At 40.4% G+C, this 17455-nt stretch carries 15 protein-coding genes; 14 read left to right on the plus strand and 1 reads right to left on the minus strand.

Going from position 1 to position 17455, the window contains the following annotated elements; translation table 11 throughout:
* Positions 1–8: 8 nt before the first annotated feature.
* Together R2Q80_RS00590 and R2Q80_RS00595 are read left to right on the plus strand one after the other, a co-directional pair.
* On the plus strand, positions 9–1937 hold the full coding sequence (locus tag R2Q80_RS00590; RefSeq protein ID WP_316797723.1) for a TlpA disulfide reductase family protein: 1929 nt from the start codon (positions 9–11) through the stop codon (positions 1935–1937).
* A gap of 1 nt (position 1938) precedes the next feature.
* Positions 1939–3003, plus strand: coding sequence for an alpha/beta hydrolase (locus R2Q80_RS00595; RefSeq protein ID WP_316797724.1), 1065 nt, complete (start codon positions 1939–1941; stop codon positions 3001–3003).
* A gap of 179 nt (positions 3004–3182) precedes the next feature.
* Here the strand turns inward: R2Q80_RS00595 and R2Q80_RS00600 are convergent, their stop codons facing one another.
* Complete coding sequence (locus R2Q80_RS00600; protein ID WP_316797725.1) at positions 3183–3830, minus strand: hypothetical protein; 648 nt, start codon at positions 3828–3830, stop codon at positions 3183–3185.
* A gap of 329 nt (positions 3831–4159) precedes the next feature.
* On the opposite strand from R2Q80_RS00600, the gene R2Q80_RS00605 reads away from it, so the two are divergent.
* The 12 genes from R2Q80_RS00605 (at position 4160) to R2Q80_RS00660 (ending at position 17312) form a co-directional block, all read left to right on the plus strand.
* On the plus strand, positions 4160–5233 hold the full coding sequence (locus R2Q80_RS00605; RefSeq protein ID WP_316797726.1) for a preprotein translocase subunit SecD: 1074 nt from the start codon (positions 4160–4162) through the stop codon (positions 5231–5233).
* 164 nt (positions 5234–5397) lie between these two features.
* Entirely contained in the window at positions 5398–6456 is a 1059-nt protein-coding gene (locus R2Q80_RS00610) for an endonuclease/exonuclease/phosphatase family protein (RefSeq protein WP_316797727.1), read from the plus strand.
* Between the two features lie 54 nt (positions 6457–6510).
* Positions 6511–7296, plus strand: a complete 786-nt coding sequence (locus R2Q80_RS00615) for a hypothetical protein (protein WP_316797728.1) — start codon at positions 6511–6513, stop codon at positions 7294–7296.
* 102 nt (positions 7297–7398) lie between these two features.
* Positions 7399–7896, plus strand: coding sequence for a phosphoheptose isomerase (locus tag R2Q80_RS00620; RefSeq protein WP_047798369.1), 498 nt, complete (start codon positions 7399–7401; stop codon positions 7894–7896).
* A gap of 158 nt (positions 7897–8054) precedes the next feature.
* Positions 8055–8783, plus strand: coding sequence for an acyl-CoA desaturase (locus R2Q80_RS00625; RefSeq protein ID WP_316797729.1), 729 nt, complete (start codon positions 8055–8057; stop codon positions 8781–8783).
* Positions 8784–8947: 164 nt separating this feature from the next.
* The gene (locus R2Q80_RS00630) at positions 8948–9277 is read left to right on the plus strand and encodes a DUF1475 family protein (RefSeq protein WP_316797730.1); all 330 of its coding nucleotides are present in this window, start codon (positions 8948–8950) and stop codon (positions 9275–9277) included.
* 69 nt (positions 9278–9346) lie between these two features.
* Complete coding sequence (locus R2Q80_RS00635) at positions 9347–10141, plus strand: DUF1295 domain-containing protein (RefSeq protein WP_316797731.1); 795 nt, start codon at positions 9347–9349, stop codon at positions 10139–10141.
* A 47-nt stretch (positions 10142–10188) separates the two neighbouring features.
* The gene (locus R2Q80_RS00640; protein WP_316797732.1) at positions 10189–11220 is read left to right on the plus strand and encodes a cyclopropane-fatty-acyl-phospholipid synthase family protein; all 1032 of its coding nucleotides are present in this window, start codon (positions 10189–10191) and stop codon (positions 11218–11220) included.
* A gap of 11 nt (positions 11221–11231) precedes the next feature.
* On the plus strand, positions 11232–12476 hold the full coding sequence (locus R2Q80_RS00645) for an NAD(P)/FAD-dependent oxidoreductase (protein ID WP_316797733.1): 1245 nt from the start codon (positions 11232–11234) through the stop codon (positions 12474–12476).
* Positions 12477–12538: 62 nt separating this feature from the next.
* Complete coding sequence (locus R2Q80_RS00650) at positions 12539–13369, plus strand: DUF1365 domain-containing protein (protein WP_316797734.1); 831 nt, start codon at positions 12539–12541, stop codon at positions 13367–13369.
* Between the two features lie 12 nt (positions 13370–13381).
* Positions 13382–14620, plus strand: a complete 1239-nt coding sequence (locus tag R2Q80_RS00655; protein ID WP_316797735.1) for a cyclopropane-fatty-acyl-phospholipid synthase family protein — start codon at positions 13382–13384, stop codon at positions 14618–14620.
* Between the two features lie 241 nt (positions 14621–14861).
* On the plus strand, positions 14862–17312 hold the full coding sequence (locus R2Q80_RS00660; RefSeq protein WP_316797736.1) for a TonB-dependent receptor domain-containing protein: 2451 nt from the start codon (positions 14862–14864) through the stop codon (positions 17310–17312).
* Positions 17313–17455: the final 143 nt, after the last annotated feature.

Genomic DNA, 17455 nt, shown 5'->3' on the forward strand with positions numbered 1-17455 from the left:
TTATCACTATGAAAAAAATGATCATTGCGGGCGCCCTGGCGCTTGCAATCAATATTGCTTCGGTTTTTGCACAAGACAAAAACTTTAAACTGAGCACAGAGAAACCGGTAGCAGGTGAACAGGTTGGGGTTAGTTATAATCCTAAAGGCACTGTACTGGAGGGAAAGAAAAATGTAACCGCAACAGTTTATCAGTTCTGCGATTATAAATGGATCAAAAATGAACTTGCTTTAGAAAAGAAAGACAGCCTTTGGACCGCAAACTATAACCTGCCAAAAAATGCTGCACTGGTGGCATTCAGGTTTAAAAGCGGGTCAACAGCAGATATTGGGCAAACCATGCCCTATGCATGGCTGCTGTTTGATAAAGAAGGGAAAAATATGCCTGGTGCATATGCTGGATGGGCTTTTTTAAGAAACGCTACAGTGCCTGAGATGTTTCCGGATTTCACAAAAGATAAATTTCTCATCGGTAATGATGTTGTGGTATACTGGATGCAGCAGCAACTGCGTTATGTCCCGTCAAGCAAGCGGGATATCTTCTATGCGCATTCGAAAGTGTTGAAAGAGGTAGATCAGGAAAAGGCAAAAGCGTTAGCAGCTAAAGATATTGCATTGATAAATTCCCTGCCGGATAAGAATCTGAAAGACCTGAATAATATGAAAAAGGTTTATGCGGAAGTTCTTAATAACCGAACCGCCGCAGACTCCATGGCCAGGGTAATTGCAGGGATTGATTCTGCGGCGATTAAGCGCCTCAATCCTGAAAAATTAGCGGCCGCTAAAGCACTGAATGGCGAACGGGATTATAAAAAATTGTTGCCGGCGATGATCAGTTTCCTTGAGCGTTACCCAATGGATAAAGCCGACAGGGCCTTTGATCAGGCGAACTGGATTGATTACTCCAAATTTTACAGTTCGATCGCCATTATGGCATCAGTTGACAGAGATTCGGTAACCTTCAAAAAGTATGTAGCTCTGGCGCCATTTGCCAGTCTGGCAAATATCTTTTATAAGAGCATGTATGTTCCTTATGTATCCCTTAAAACCTTTAATGCGCAGGAAGCCTATGTATTCGCAAGGCCGATTATGGGTAGACTACTGCAATTCAGTGAAATGAAACCAGACGGTTTCATGGATGTTTACATGAACAATGCCGGAGTTTATGCCGACATACTGATGCATTTGAAAAAGGATGAAGACGCTTTAGGCTTCGCTAACGCAGCGCAACAGAAGTATGAATTCGGAAATTCCCCGCTCAATGAAGTCACCGCGATTTTACAGGAGCGAAACGGACAGTCCGATAAATTAAAGTTTACACTGGAAAGCAGCATGAAGAAAAATCAGATGACTCCACTCATGCTGGAGATGTTGAAGAAAAACTACATTTCGGTGAACAAAAGTGAAAATGGCTATGATAGCTATTTAGCTAGTTTAAAAGATGTGAAACTTGATTCAGCACTGGAGAACAAAGTAAGAAAGTCGATGATTAAAAAGGCAGTTCCAGGTTTTAACGTGAAAAGCAATCAGGGAAAGATGGTAAAACTCAGCGACCTGAAAGGTAAGGTAATTGTTTTGGATTTTTGGGCTTCATGGTGCGCACCTTGTAAAGCTGCTTTTCCAGGAATGAAAATGGCTGTAGAGAAGTACAAAAACGATAAAGATGTGGTTTTCTATTTTGTTGATACGCAGGAAAGGATTAAAGATTATGAAGCATATGTAACCAAATATCTGAAAGACAACAATTATGATTTCAATGTTTTATTTGATGCAAATGCGAACTTTTCGAAAAGTTTCGGAGTGGGTGCTATTCCGCATAAAATGGTAATTGATAAAGACGGAATGCTGCGCTTTTCTGAAGTAGGCTACATGGGTAGTCCTTCTGAATTGGTTGATGAAATCAGTATGATGGTGGAACTGGCACGTAAAGGAGAATAAGATGAAAAAATTATTGCTGGTTGCCCTGGTGTTAACATCTGTAAATTTGTTTGCGCAAGAGGAAGAGGTATTATTTAAGAATGCAGATAAAAGTATTACAATCGGGGCCACGGTATCCCTGCCAAAGGGAAATACTAGTGGAAATGCGGTTGTTCTTGTTTCGGGCGGCGGTGTTCAGGACCGTGACGGCAAAATGGCCGGCCACCCTTATTTTAAATTACTGGCCGACTATTTTAATGCGAAGGGTTTAACGGTATTGAGGATGGATGACCGGGGAATAGGTAAAACCACAGGGCAGTATGATCTTGCCACGACTGCCGATTTTGCTGATGATGCACTATCAGCAATTGCGTATCTGAAATCGCGCAAGGATTTAAAGTTAAAACGCATTGGTTTGGTTGGACACAGTGAAGGTGGGGCTGCAAGCGCCATTGCCGCGTCGAAGTCAAAAGATGTTGCTTTCATTATTAGCCTGGCCGGTTTGGCATTAGATGGACAATCTTCCCTGAAGTTTCAAAACGAAGATCTTGTGGCAAGCGCGAAGATCAGTGACGTGGATAAAAAGCGTTCTAATGAGATCAATAATCTGATGTTCAAAACGGCTTATCAGTACGTCGATTCTGCAAACATGGAGCAGAAATTAAATGATACCTACAATGAGTGGAAGAAAAAAGACGATGTTTATTTCAAGACCCTGAATATTGAATTTGACCATTTTCGGTTTCCGGTTTACAGCTATGTCATGAACGCAGTGAAGCCCTGGTATAGGTATTTCCTGAAGTTTGATCCCGTTAATTTTCTTCCGAAAGTACGGGTGCCAATCCTGGCCATAAACGGTGATAAGGATTTAATGGTCAGATCTGAAGTAAACCTGGACAATTGGAAAAACTTGCCTTTAAAAGGTGGCAACAAGGACGTCACCATCAAGCAGATAGCGGGGATGAATCATTTGCTGCAACATTGCATTACCTGTGAGCAGCAAGAATATAGCCAGATAAAAGAAGCAATTACTCCCGAAGTTTTTACCACAATTGATGGGTGGTTGAAAAAAGAAAACTTATTGTAAGAAAGTGTAATTAAATACTAGTTAGTGATGACAATGCAGGTTGACGGATGTTGCCTGCATTTGTTTTGTATAGGGGATTTACTCTTGGGGATGTTGAGGTAAGTCAACAGCGAAAGCCAGCCTCACAAACGTTAAGCTGGCCTTTTTATTCGGCAATTAATTGTGCAGGCCAAATATCATCAGGGAATAATTTTGTTTGCTTTCATCCCATCAAAAAGACTATAAAAAATCTTTTCTGTATCAATGAATTCTTGAAAACCGAACCGACGTGCTTTGGTACCATCAGCAAAAAAATCATAATCCCACGAGAACACTGCATCTCCGAATGGCCATGAAGATAGCGTACCATATGTACTTTTGAGGCTATATTTTTTGGACATTTCTGTCCAGAGCAATTCCTTGTCTGCCATCACCGTCTGTAACGACTTGTGGAATGGGGGCGCAACTTGCAGACCAAAATATGCTGCTATTTTTGGCCAAAGCTCATTCCACCGAAACAGATCGGCATTGGAAATGTTGAAGGCCTGGTTGGCACATTGAATTTCGGTTGCTGCCCATACTGTTGCCTTGGCCAGCAGATATAACCTTTGTCGCTCTGGCAGTAAAGAATATCTTCTATCAAAACGATTTCTATGAACTCCAGACTTTTTAATGCGATACGTCTGGATGGGTTGAATTCTGTTCCAGATAATCTGCCCGTGCGACCCGTGTTCAATAGCGTTTTCTACAAATGGCTGAAGGAACACTGGCGCAATTAAAGCGGTATCTGCATCCAGTTCATCAGATATGGTGATCTCAAAGTGACATAAAATCCAAAGCAGTACCAATAATATTTAAGAGAGTTTGGATCAGAATTTTTTTTAGCCAGGGAGTTATTTTAACAGGGGCTTGATGCGGGATTGACAGGGGAGTAGTAGGGGGTTAGTAGGGGCAATTCCCTGATAACCCCCTGTAGATGCCCTGTAAATGCCCTGTAAATGCCCTGTAAATGAAGAGCCGAATCTCAACCCAGGTAACGCTAAAATGGTGCAAAACAGATCAGATTTGTCCGAGAAATGTTTAGGCAATAGAATCGTATGTTAGTCAGTACACCGATCGGTGATATAATTGTTTATATTCGTGTGATATTCAATCTTAAACAGGATCTTTATCAAGTATGAAAAAAATATTTGCTTTCGCTTTTATTGCCTTGATGGCAATAAAATTGTCTTTTGCACAAAGTAGTAACAAAGAAATGGATTATAAAGAGGTTTCAGGAAGGTATGGAAGTAATGAGGGGATTTGTCTCTTCGAGGATGGCGAATTTATGTTATACGGCTATGCAACTGCGGTGTTCGGCCGTTATAGCTTTAATAAGAATGAGTTAAACTTTTATCCCGATAGATCTGAACTATTCGAAGTATATGCTACATTGAACAAATCTATCGGCGACAGTACAAAAATCAACTTTGTGGGTTTCGACGGGCGTAGCCCAACTTTTATTCGTTTTGCGGAGCATGGCATTCATCAGGTTTTCAATGAAGATGCAAATTGTTTCGACGGGCCTTTCGTTTATCAGTTACCTCATCAAGCTACAACCATTACGCTTTACGGGCAGGTAAATAGGGACCTCGATAGTCACAAGGTAGCTTATACCTATCAGAACCGTGATGGATATAATGACTTCATCCTGGCATATAGTCCTGGTCAGAAAGAGAATGAAGATTTTAATGGGATAATTACAAAGGAGGGTAAGCTGGCAGTAATCAAATTATCTAACTATGGCGGTGACACCGGATACTTCAAAAATAAGGCTGACGAAGATGAGCAGAAGCAATGGATGGAAATTCTGGAGATGAAGGAGCAGTATCATCAATCAAAAATCGCTACGCAAAATGGTGTATTAGCGAATAAGCACTATCAAACCTTTTTGAGAAATGAGGGCGATTATCATTTTGATCAGGCAACCTACCTGTATACCAGTAAAACCGCTCCAGAGAATGATGAATACTTTTTAAGTAGTCCTTTTAGTGATGACCGTTATTTACGTAGGTTCCAAAAACAAGAGCTAACCAAAACCAATGGCACGGTGATCACCAGTAACATTCTGCCAAAGCCTGTTTTTTATACGGTTTGTGAAGATCCGGAAAAATCTTACCATTACTCAGGGTTACCTAAGCCAAAGGAAAACGAACGGGAGAAAATGATTCCTACAACTGCACCGGCACCTTTGCCAATCAAGAATAATTAGTACAGTAATACATGCTTTGAAATAATGTTTCCTTTCGAAGCAAACATTTAATCTGGTTTGGTGTTCCTTTCCCAACGACAAGAAAAGAGTGCCCTGAAAGGCCAATATGATGATCAATGGGTTTGTCGTATCCATCATTTTACAACCAAACCTGTATTGATACTATGCTGCACGACGTTCTTTTTGGCCTCGGACTGTTTTTACTTCTGGCTACCCTTATTCCTTTTATCCGACATGATTTTTGGATATTCCGGGTTTTTGAATATCCCCGACTGCAGAAACTGGTCATCAACTTTCTGGTCTTGGTTTGTTTTGGTCTTTTGTACGCCCATGGGTCCATTTGGGATATAGCCCTTCTTGCTGCGCTGTCCGTCAATCTCATTTACCTGATTTACCTTGTTTTTCCTTTTACCAAACTGGGTAAAAAGCAGATTGTTGGAGTGAAAAATCCTGATGAATCGCAAAGGTTGAGGCTTTTTATCGCCAATGTATTCCAGGATAACCGCAATGACACTGCTTACCATAAACTAATCGAAGAATGCGATCCGGATGTCATCCTGATGGTGGAAACCAATGGCTGGTGGGCTAAGCAAATGGATCCGCTTTTAAACCGTTACCCTCATCATTTGAGTATGCCTTTGGAAAATACCTACGGTATGCTGTTTTATTCCCGCCTCCATATTGTGGATGGATCAGTTAAATTTTTGGTCAAAGAAGACATTCCCTCTATTGAAGCCACGGTAATTCTTCCCTCCGGTCAGCGTGTACAATTATTTTGCCTCCACCCGGAGCCCCCTGTCCCACAGGAGAATCCACGGTCGACTGAAAGGGACAAGGAAATACTGCTGGTAGGCGCTAAAGCGAAAGAAATTGCCGGTCCGGTTGTGGTAATGGGCGATTTGAATGATGTGGCCTGGAGTTATACCACCGAGTTATTTGGTAAAGTGAGTGGCTTACTTGATCCTCGTCGCGGAAGGGGCTTTTTTAATAGCTTCAATGCAAAATATTTTTTTCTCCGTTTTCCCCTCGACCATATTTTCTGCTCGCAGGATTTTGCCCTTGGTGGCATTACGCGGCTAAGCAGTTGCGGTTCTGATCATTTTCCGATGTGTGTAGAATTGCAATATAGTCCTGCTGCTGTTGCTGAGAATGAAAAACCTGTAGCAGATACAGCAGATATGGCGCTGGCACAGGAAAAAATAGAAAAAGAAGTCGAGGATTAATTCTTCCCGGTTAGGTTTATTAATACAGTTTATAATTTTTACCTTGGCATTTCAATGGGCATATTTGATTTTTTAAAGAAAAAGGAAGAGGAAATTGAACCTCGGGAAGTTGGCAAAGCAAGCCAGACAAAAGAACCCTATCTTGGAGATTTAAGCAAGACAGGTGTGCTGTATGAATTGACTCAGGTAGCACCTGAACAACGGGATGCAGCTTGGGTAGATGCATTTTTAGGGAACATTGCGCAGGCCAGTTTCCGCTGCGGTGAACCTCAAATCATCACCGGGCCGGATGGCTTTCCCTATTTTCAGTTGTTTTTACCCGAACCTAATAAAAGTTTTCAGTGTTATGTTATCGATCAGATGAAAGACGACTTTCTGCTGGATGCCGGTTATGGTGTGGTCATAAATCCTTCGTCAACACATGCCGACTGGGTGCTTACCTATGGCGATATTGTGAATTACCATTTGAATCAAACCTTTTACACGGATACAGAAACGCCCTTTTCGAAAAAAGTAACGGATGAAACCATTGCTGAGAATGAGCAGATTATGATCGGGCAACCATCTGAGTCGCTCTTGCCGCTGCAAACCAGAAAGGTGATTGCCGAATTCCTGGAATTGAATGGCGTAAAGCAACCTAAAGTGTTATTAATGGTAAGGGAACAACAAGACGGGCAGGGCACTTCTCAGGATCTGGTTTTTAATATAACCCCTAAAGATTTTAGCGATGAGGATACTTACAGAGGGGTGATGCAAACCATCGGCTGGTTTTTACCCAGACATTATTCTTTTGTAGGGATGGACGAGCAGGGCGTAGGAGAGGGTTTTATGGCCTTATAGGTTATTACCAGGAAAAATAACCTCCCCCCTGTAACTACCCGCCAAAAAATAAGCTGTCCGAAACTTCTTTTTTCATTTCAAAGCGCTATTTTTACGGCAATTATGGAAAACGACAAAAGCGAAATATTCGACAACGTTGCACAACGTTTAAAGATTGAGGGTTTTAATGTAGTAAACCGCGATGAAACACGCCCATGGGGTGGTTTTTTTGTGATTGATGAAGCACAGGCTCAACAGTTTGCTGATACCTATTTTGACGGATTAGATGTAGAAAGCTTAAAAATTGGTGGTAAATTAAGTCCTAAAATTTTAATTGTAGCCCCAAACACTCGCCTTTCATGGCAATATCACCACCGCAGAGCCGAGATATGGCAAGTGGTAACAGGTACTGTTGGTATCAAAACCAGCGAAACCGACGAGGAAGGTGAAGTAAAAAAATATGCACCAAAAGATCAGATCAAATTGCAGCAAGGCGAACGCCACCGCTTAATCGGGTTAGATGACTGGGGTGTGGTTGCAGAGATCTGGCAACATACTGATGCTTCAAACCCATCGGATGAAAGCGATATCGTTCGCGTTCAGGACGATTTTGGCAGATAATAAATATTCAACACCTGATGGAAAAGGGCACGACTGGACGAACACTTGTGCCTTTTTTCAAATAAAACACCATTCGCTTTATCGGTATTCTTTGACATCACTAACCAGCAAAAAACTAAAAGTCAATTAATTCCGTTTATTAAAGCATATACACATTCATGATAATTCTTATTTTTTTTCTCTGCCATTGGTTTTCTTCTCTCTTTAGCCAGACCTTTTTTCTCCACCGTTATTCATCTCATAAGATGTTTAAAATGGAACCTTTCTGGGAGCGGTTTTTCTATTTAATCCTTTTATTTTCTCAGGGGTCATCATTTTTAAATCCACGTGCTTATGCTATTCTGCACAGAATGCACCATGCTTACAGTGATACAGAAAAGGACCCGCATTCACCGCATTTTTTCAAAGATGTTTTCGGGATGATGATTGCCACCAAAAACATGTACATGAATTATCTTCACTTTAAGATTGAACCTGAACCTGCATTCAGAGGGAACTATCCGGAGTGGCCATTGGTCGACCGCATTGGCGATTCGTGGTTATGGAGAATCGGTTGTGGCTTATTTTATATTGGTTTCTACATCATGTTTGCCAACCACTGGTGGTTGTACATTCTATTGCCAATTCACTTTTTGATGGGACCATTACACGGCGCGATTGTGAACTGGTGTGGCCACAAATATGGTTATTCCAATCATGATAATGAAGATCACAGCAAAAACTCATTGCCATGGGATTTCCTGTTAATGGGTGAATTGTTTCAGAATAATCACCACAAGAAACCCAATAGCCCTAATTTTGCAACCAAATGGTGGGAATTTGATCCAACCTATCCGGTAATGAAAGTGTTACACTGGATGAGGATTATAAAAATCAGGAAGGTTTAATAAGTAGTAAGTATCGAATATCAAGTAGCGTGATATTGAATCGCTTATAACTTCGTAAAGCAAAGCCCGTTAATTTTAACGGGCTTTGTTGTTACCTGCCAATTTCATTTTAAAACATCCTGTTGACGATTGTTGTCGTATATTGATGAAAATATACAACCTCAATGATTAATTTTCTCAAAATCCTGTTCGCTGCACTTTTGGTCTTCATGTGCTATAAGGTGATCTCTACCTCTTTGGAAAGCAACCTGTTTGAACAATGGGATTTTTTGGGTAGCATCCCCTGGATGCGCGCCACATTATGGGATTTTTATGCTAACATACTGATAATCACGCTGTGGATGTTTTACAAGGAAAAAAGTATTATTCTTAAAATCTCTATTACAATTTTGTTCGTATGTTTAGGTAGTATAGCCACTCTGGCCTACGTTTTGGTTCATTTATTCAAACTAAAACCAGGAGAGGGTGTTAAAGAATTGCTGACTAAAAAATAGGATTTAAGCAACATGTTGAGGAAAAACCCGACAGATGCGAGCCTTTAACCCTAAGCCCCGAACCCTACGATGGATTATCAACATCTGCTTTTTATTGCCCTCATTTCATTAATTGCCTGCTGTACCATTATGGTTTTGGTTTGGCTCTGGGCGAAAAAGATTAAAAATGCCGGTGTTGTGGATGTGTTCTGGGCGTTGAATTTCCCAGTGATTACGATCATTACCTTCTTTCTTGCTGAAGGGTTTCTAACCAGGAATATTTTAATCTGCGCTGTTTTTTTATTGGCAGAGTTAAGGCTGGGTATTCATTTATGGCAGCGTGTAATCGGACATCTGGATGAGGAAGAAGGCCGGTACCAGCAGCTTCGCAGCGAATGGGGAGATCAGGCAGACCGCAATTTTTTCATATTTTTCCAGTTTCAGGCCATATCCAATGTACTGCTGGCCATTCCGTTTTTCATCATCACCGCAAATACCGCTACTGAAATTTCTGTTTTAGAATATATTGGATTGGCTATATGGCTAATTGCATTTGTTGGTGAGCTGATTGCCGACCGACAGCTCGCTGCGTTCAAAAAAGATCCGGAAAATAAAGGAAAGGTTTGTGATACAGGATTATGGTATTATAGTCGTCATCCCAACTATTTCTTTGAATGGTTAACCTGGATGGCCTATTTTGTTTTTGCGCTGGCTTCACCATGGGGCATAGTGGCCATCATCAGCCCGGCTATCATTTTATATCTGCTAACCAAAGTAACCGGAGTGCCGAACAATGAAGAACAAAACCTTCGGAGCAAACCGGAGGCCTACAAAAAATATCAGCAAACCACGAGTGCCTTTTTTCCGTGGTTTAAGAACATATAAACGCATTAAGTCCCTTAATTTTTCAACCCTCAACCTTCTACCTTAACATGTGGTACGATAAACTTTTAGAAAACGACAAACTTCCTGATACCGCACTGCGTTTGGGAATCAGAAAACTTTGCAAGCAACGTTTAGACGATGAGACGCTTGGTGATGAAGAATTGCAGCAGGAAAAATTCATGGATCTGGTTGCCGAACTAAAGCAATCGCCAATTGCAGTGAATACTGCAGAGGCCAATGAGCAGCACTATGAACTTCCAACAGAATTTTTTCAATACTGCCTGGGCAAAAACTTAAAGTATAGTAGCGGCTATTGGAAACCCGGTGTTAAGGATATCGACACTTCGGAAGATGATATGCTTGCGCTAACCTGCAAAAGAGCGGAATTGCAAAATGGCCAGAATGTGCTGGAACTGGGTTGTGGCTGGGGTTCGCTCTCGCTGTATATGGCAGCCAAATTCCCGGATAGTACTTTCACCGTAGTTTCGAACTCGGCTACACAAAAAATCTTTATTGACGATACCGCCAAACAACGAGGGATACAAAACCTGACGGTGCTGACTGCCGATATGAACACCTTCAATATTGCAGATTCTTTTGACCGGATTGTTTCTGTTGAAATGTTTGAGCACATGCGCAACTACAAATTTCTGCTCAACAAAGTTGCAGGATTTTTAAAACCAGACGGTAAATTGTTCGTTCATATTTTTACGCACAAAACCCTGGCGTATAAGTTTGAGGTAATTGATGAAACCGATTGGATGAGCAAGTATTTTTTTACCGGGGGAATTATGCCGTCTAATCATCTGTTTTTTTATTTTAATGATGATTTGAAGATCGATAAACACTGGGTGGTTAACGGAACAAACTACGGCAAAACTTCTGAAGCCTGGCTGAGTAATATGGATAAGCATAAGAAAGAAATCATGCCAATCCTGGAAAACACTTATGGCCAGGATCAGGCGGTAAAATGGTGGGTTTACTGGCGTTTGTTTTATATGTCTTGCGCAGAATTGTTTAACTATAATAAAGGAAACGAATGGATGGTTTGTCACTATTTATTCGAAAAGGTTAAATAATATCATCCATCATGAAAACACTCGCCATCATTGGCTCAGGAATAGCAGGAATGGGCTGTGCCCATAAACTGCAGCATAAATACGACATTACCTTTTTTGAGAAGGCTGATTACATCGGCGGGCATACCAATACCATTACGCTGGAAGAAGACGGAAAATCCATTTATCTTGATACTGGTTTTATGGTTTTTAATTACCAGACTTATCCGAACCTGACGGAAATGTTTGCTGAAATAGATGCACCGGTTATTAAAACAGACATGTCATTCAGTGTTCAGTTTTTACCAAAGAAATTAGAATATAGCGGATCAAGTTTAAACCATTTGTTCGCCCAGCGTAAAAACCTGTTTAAGATATCTTACCTCAGGATGTTGATGCAGATTAACCGGTTCAATAAGCAGAGTGTTGAAATCCTGGATAAACCTGAGTACCAGGATTACTCTATAGGCAGGTTTTTTAAAGAGTTTGGATACAGTGAGGATATGCTCTGGCAATACCTCATTCCAATGAGCGCTGCGGTTTGGAGTGCGCCTATGGAACAGATTCTGGATTTCCCCGCCGTTACGCTAATCAGGTTTTTTAAAAATCATGGCTTTTTGGGCTTAGATACCCAGCACCAATGGTATACCCTTCAAAATGGTAGTCAGGCCTATCGTGAAAAACTAATCGCCCCCTTTCGCGACAGGATCAAAATCAATAATACAGTGATTAGTGTTAGGCGACTGGAAAACGGAAAGGTGGAAGTGGAAAACTCCAAAGGTGAAAAGTTTGAATTTGATAAGGTGATTATGGCCAGCCATGCAGATGAAACTTTTGAAATGGTAAAAGATAAAACAGCCTTAGAAACTCAATTGCTTTCGAAATTTAAATACCAGCTGAATAAAGCCGTGGTACATACTGATGAGGCGCAGATGCCAAAAGCCAGACTGGCCTGGAGCAGCTGGAACTATCGCGTGGAAATGCAGGGGGACAAATTGCTTCCGAGCACAATCTACTGGATGAATAGCTTGCAGGGCGTATCTGAAAAAACAAATTATTTTGTTTCGATTAATCCCACAACTACTTTAAATCCTGATAAGATCATTAAAGAAATTGATTACCATCATCCTTTATTTGATGTGCCGGCAATGCAAGCTCAGGAACAGCTTCATCAATTAAATGAAACAGGGCCAGTTTATTATTGCGGCAGTTACTTTAAGTATGGCTTTCATGAGGATGCCTACAAGAGTGCCGTTGATTTATGTAAGAATTTATAGTGCCTTTTAACGCCCGTTGAGTTGTAGTAAACTGAACGGATATTTTTTGTAACTTGTTAATCATGTCAGTTAAAGATACCGGCTCGCCTTTCAGCTCATCCATTTATACCGCCAAGGTGATGCATCACCGGCTCGCGCCAAAAAAGCATTCTTTCTGGTACAGGGTGTATATGTTTTATATTGATCTGGATGAAATTGATGTGCTGGCCAAAAAGCTGAGGTGGTTCAGCAGAAATAAATTTAACCTTTTTTCATTCAGGGATGCCGAGCATTTACAATTACCAAAGGACAATCCGGACACGACGAAAAATACCCGTCAGCACCTGGAGGACTTTATAAAGCAAAACGGAGTGGAACATTCAGATTTAAAAATCAGGTTACTGACGAATCTGAATGTGTTAGGTTATAATTTTAATCCCGTGTCTTTTTACTTTTGCTTTGATGAAAATGACCATCCGGTTTGCTGTGTGGCAGAAATCAGCAATACTTACCGTGAAATGAAATTGTTTTTCTTCGGACAAGAAGAACTAAACGGAAATACTTTTGAAAAAATTACGACAAAGTATTTTTACGTTTCGCCATTTATTGATCATGATGATTCATTCGATTTCAATCTGACCGTACCCGATGCCAGGCTTGAAATTAAAATCGACGACATTGATAAACAGGGTAACCGTTTTTTTATCAGTACATTAAATGGAAATAAAAAAACATTATCAAATGCCAGCATGATCAGATATTTTCTGTCGATTCCTTTAATTCCTTTACAGGTAATGGGCATGATTCACTGGCAGGCATTTAAATTGTGGATTAAAAAAATACCCTTTCATCCTAAAGCTGAAAACCCTGAGCTGCAACGTAACGTATATAAACCATATAAACCCAAACCATAATAGATTAATTTTATGAATACGCTTGTCGCTACCAAAACATCAACAGGTTTTTTTGAAAAAGTGGTATTAAGTGCCCTGTCCAAAATGACTTTAGGGAAACTGGAATTAGCATTGCCAAACGGCGAAGTGATGACCTTTGGAAACGGGGAGGGTAAAATTTCTGCTGATATCCAGGTCAACCATCCTGATTTTTTTAAATCCATTGCTCTCTATGGAGATATCGGTTTTGGAGAAGGCTATACTGCTGGTTTGTGGGATACTTCGAACATCACCCATGTCATTAACTGGGTACTTTTAAACGTGGAAAATGCGCCATCGGTTACGGGAAGCAAGGTAAAATCAATTGCACTTAACCTATTTAAGTTTGTAAATAAAATTACGCATGTAAGAAGGGCGAATACCCTGGCTGGTTCTCAAAAAAATATCTCAGAGCACTACGATCTTAATAACGACTTCTTTGCTACATTTCTGGATAAGACGATGACTTATTCCAGCGGTTATTTTCTGGATGAGCATACCAGTCTGGAAGACGCTCAATATGCCAAATATGATCGGTTGGCCAAACAGCTAAAAGTAAAAGCAACTGATCATGTATTGGAAATTGGTAGCGGCTGGGGTGGTAATGCAATTTTTCTTGCAAAGAATTATGGCTGTAAGGTTACCTCTGTTACCATTTCCAGGGAACAGCAGAAACTAGCTGTTGAAAGGGTTAGGGAGGAAGGGCTCCAGGATCGTGTTTCAGTCATTATTCAGGATTATCGCAAAATTGAAGGGACTTTTGATAAAATTGTTTCCATTGAAATGCTGGAAGCCGTAGGGCATCAGTATCTGGAGACTTATTTCGGGAAATGCCAGTCGCTACTTAAAAAGGACGGAATTTTTGCTTTTCAGGTGATTACCTCGCCTGACAGCCGGTACGAGCAACTGCGTGGAGGGGTAGACTGGATTCAGAAGCATATATTCCCAGGTTCGCTGCTGCCTTCGGTAGCCGCAATCAATAAGGCCATTAACAATACAGGCGATTTGACGCTGGTCGATTTGAAAGACATGGGACTGGATTACGCTAAAACATTACATTTATGGTTTGTAGCCTTCAATAAACATCTTGATAAGGTGAAGGCTTTGGGTTTTGATGAAACCTTTATCAGAAAGTGGAACTATTATCTCAATTACTGTGAAGCTGCTTTTGCCATGCGGAACATCAATGTGATGCAGCTGGTTTATACCAGGCCTAATAATACCGAAAGGTAATCGGAGAGGTGAAATTTGAGAAGAGGCAAATAACGAATAGATAATAGGCGCATTGCTTGTTATCCATTTTTTTATGGGCTTTGATCTGCCTGCTAACATACATTTTCGATCTTGCACTCTTTTTACCGAAAAAAGTCGCACTTTTGCCGACCAAATTAACTGGCTCGCGTGAAAAGTATTCTACACTATTGTAACAAATTGCAATTTGCGCAGACTAATAAACATAGACTAACAAATTAGCATGAAACGACTTCTACTTTTAACTTTTATTATTGGTATTTTCTTTAAAGCACAGGCACAGTTTGGCGGTGGCTTTGGTGGCGCACAAAAATCCACAGTTGCCGGAAGAATTTCTGCCGTAATTTTAGACTCTGCTACAAAGCAACCAATAGATTATGCCACTATATCCTTGCTCAGGGTAAAAGATAATAAATCGATGAACGGCGGAGTAACTGATCCAAAAGGCAAAATTACTTTGCAGAACGTTACTCCCGATACCTATAAACTCATGATTGGATTTATGGGCTATAAAACCAAAACTGTCCAGGTGGTCACAACGCCATCTAAGCCAGATCAGAATTTAGGAACGGTTTATATCTCATCAAATGAAAACACTTTGGCCGATGTGCAGGTTCAGGGAACAAAAGCCGTAATCGAAAACAAGATCGATAGAATGGTTTACAACGCTGAAGCTGACGGTACAAATGCCGGTGGTGATGCCACTGATGTGATGCGTAAGGTTCCCATGTTATCTGTTGATGTAGATGGAAACGTTCAGTTAAGGGGTGGAGCAGTTCGTGTATTGATTAATGGTAAACCATCAGGCACCATGGCCAGCAGTGTGGCTGATGCGCTGAAAATGATTCCTGCAGAGCAAATTAAAAGTGTTGAGGTGATTACCAGTCCTTCTGCAAAATATGATGCTGAGGGTTCAGGAGGTATCATCAATATCATCACTAAAAAATCAAATGCCCAGGGGGTAAGCGGAACGGTGAATGCTTCAGCAGGAACCCGCCAGAATAACGGGGCTTTTAACCTGACAGCTAAAACGGGACGCCTAAGTGTAAATACGAGCTTAGGAACCAATTTGGCCTATGCACAAGATTCAAGGGTTTTATTTGAAAACAATACCAGGATAGACTCACTAACAAAAACCAGCATCAATTCGATTCGTCAGGATGGGGTTTCTAAGTGGAGCCGTAATGGGTACAACGGTAGCTTTGGTGCCGATTACGATTTTAATGCTTATAATAATCTGAGCTCAACAATCAAATACAATAACTTCTCCAACGGAGGACCTGGTAAAGCTGATTACATTTTAAATGGTGTACCATTGAAAAATATCAGTAATATGGATATGGGATTTAACAACCTGGACTGGAATGTGGATTATAAACACACCTCAAAAAAAGAGGGTGAAGAATTTACCATCTCCGGTCAGTTATCTTCAGGACGGAACACAACCGACTTTGAAAATGAAATTGTTGGCAGTACCTTCCCTCCGGTGAATAACAGCAATACGGGTAAAAATAAAGAGTATACTGCACAAACGGATTACACTTATCCATTCAGTAAAACAACTATTCTTGAGGTTGGTGCTAAAGGGATTTTCAGAAATATTAACAGTGAATTCTCCAATGATGCCGCTCAGGACTTTGAATATAACCAGAATGTGGCCTCAGCCTATGGCGTAATCAGTTTTAAATTAAGCAAAAAGCTGAATTTCAAAGGTGGTTTACGATCAGAGTATACAACCATTGATTTCAACACTCAAAAACAAGGTATCCAGAAAAATGATTACTTTAACCTTTTTCCAAGTGCCATTATCTCTCAAACACTGAAAGGTAATGCCACTTTAAAGTTAAGCTACAACCGCAGGGTACAAAGGCCAACTCTAGCCTATTTAAATCCATTTCGTAATGAAAGTGATCAGTTTAATGTTAGGCAGGGAGAACCGGGCTTAAGTCCTGAATTAAGTGATAATTTTGAATTGGGATATTCTACTTTTATAAAAGGATCGGTTATCAATGCTTCCGTATTTTACCGTCGCACAGGTGGGGTTATAGAAAGTTCCATTACCCCTTTAAGAGAGAACGGTATTGATAAAACATTGTCTACCTATCTGAATGTTGGTACAGCGCAAACTTACGGTGCAAACGTTTTCGCATCATACAATCCAAAACCAAAATGGACTTTGATGACCAATTTAGGTGTTAATACTTATGAGGTAAGTAATGAGCAAACAGGCTTAAGCACAGGGACATTTTTAAACTATAATATCTTCGGCCGCTCTGCTTATGGTTTCGGTAAAGGATATAATTTTGAATTGTTTGGTGTAGTTAACTCTCCAAGAAGAACCTATCAGGGTAAAACTGATGCCATGGTGTTTTATGGTGCATCATTTAAAAAAGATATCCTGAATAAAAAGGGATCAATTGGTATCAATACCTTAAATCCTTTTACGCGTGATCTGCATATCAAGACTGTAAATAATTCTGTTACCACAGTAGGTAATAAAGTAACCACGCTTTACCAGAGTACAAATGTTTACTACCCGCTTCGTTCATTTGGCGTAAACTTTAGTTACTCATTTGGTAAGCTGAAATTTACGGAAAAGAAAAAGATTAAAAATGACGATATTAAACAAGACCAGCAACAAGGTGGTGGAATGGGCGGAGGATTACAGCAGTAAAACCCAATTATAATATATAAATGCTAAAGCTTCTGGTGAAAACCGGGAGCTTTTTTCATGTATGATCAATGCTTCTTGTTGAATTCATGGTATTTCATTTTTGAATTAGCTTTATTTCTTAGAATCATCCGCGTTTAGGTGTT

The organism is Pedobacter frigidisoli (assembly GCF_032678525.1).
Classification (GTDB): domain Bacteria; phylum Bacteroidota; class Bacteroidia; order Sphingobacteriales; family Sphingobacteriaceae; genus Pedobacter; species Pedobacter frigidisoli_A.

Excerpts from the sequence above, each read along its gene's own strand:
- R2Q80_RS00590 (WP_316797723.1), top strand. The coding sequence starts at position 9 with ATGAAAAAAATGATCATTGCGGGCGCCCTGGCGCTTGCAATCAATATT.
- R2Q80_RS00595 (WP_316797724.1), top strand. The coding sequence starts at position 1,939 with ATGAAAAAATTATTGCTGGTTGCCCTGGTGTTAACATCTGTAAATTTG.
- R2Q80_RS00605 (WP_316797726.1), top strand. The coding sequence starts at position 4,160 with ATGAAAAAAATATTTGCTTTCGCTTTTATTGCCTTGATGGCAATAAAA.
- R2Q80_RS00610 (WP_316797727.1), top strand. The coding sequence starts at position 5,398 with ATGCTGCACGACGTTCTTTTTGGCCTCGGACTGTTTTTACTTCTGGCT.
- R2Q80_RS00615 (WP_316797728.1), top strand. The coding sequence starts at position 6,511 with ATGGGCATATTTGATTTTTTAAAGAAAAAGGAAGAGGAAATTGAACCT.
- R2Q80_RS00620 (WP_047798369.1), top strand. The coding sequence starts at position 7,399 with ATGGAAAACGACAAAAGCGAAATATTCGACAACGTTGCACAACGTTTA.
- R2Q80_RS00625 (WP_316797729.1), top strand. The coding sequence starts at position 8,055 with ATGATAATTCTTATTTTTTTTCTCTGCCATTGGTTTTCTTCTCTCTTT.
- R2Q80_RS00630 (WP_316797730.1), top strand. The coding sequence starts at position 8,948 with ATGATTAATTTTCTCAAAATCCTGTTCGCTGCACTTTTGGTCTTCATG.
- R2Q80_RS00635 (WP_316797731.1), top strand. The coding sequence starts at position 9,347 with ATGGATTATCAACATCTGCTTTTTATTGCCCTCATTTCATTAATTGCC.
- R2Q80_RS00640 (WP_316797732.1), top strand. The coding sequence starts at position 10,189 with ATGTGGTACGATAAACTTTTAGAAAACGACAAACTTCCTGATACCGCA.
- R2Q80_RS00645 (WP_316797733.1), top strand. The coding sequence starts at position 11,232 with ATGAAAACACTCGCCATCATTGGCTCAGGAATAGCAGGAATGGGCTGT.
- R2Q80_RS00650 (WP_316797734.1), top strand. The coding sequence starts at position 12,539 with ATGTCAGTTAAAGATACCGGCTCGCCTTTCAGCTCATCCATTTATACC.
- R2Q80_RS00655 (WP_316797735.1), top strand. The coding sequence starts at position 13,382 with ATGAATACGCTTGTCGCTACCAAAACATCAACAGGTTTTTTTGAAAAA.
- R2Q80_RS00660 (WP_316797736.1), top strand. The coding sequence starts at position 14,862 with ATGAAACGACTTCTACTTTTAACTTTTATTATTGGTATTTTCTTTAAA.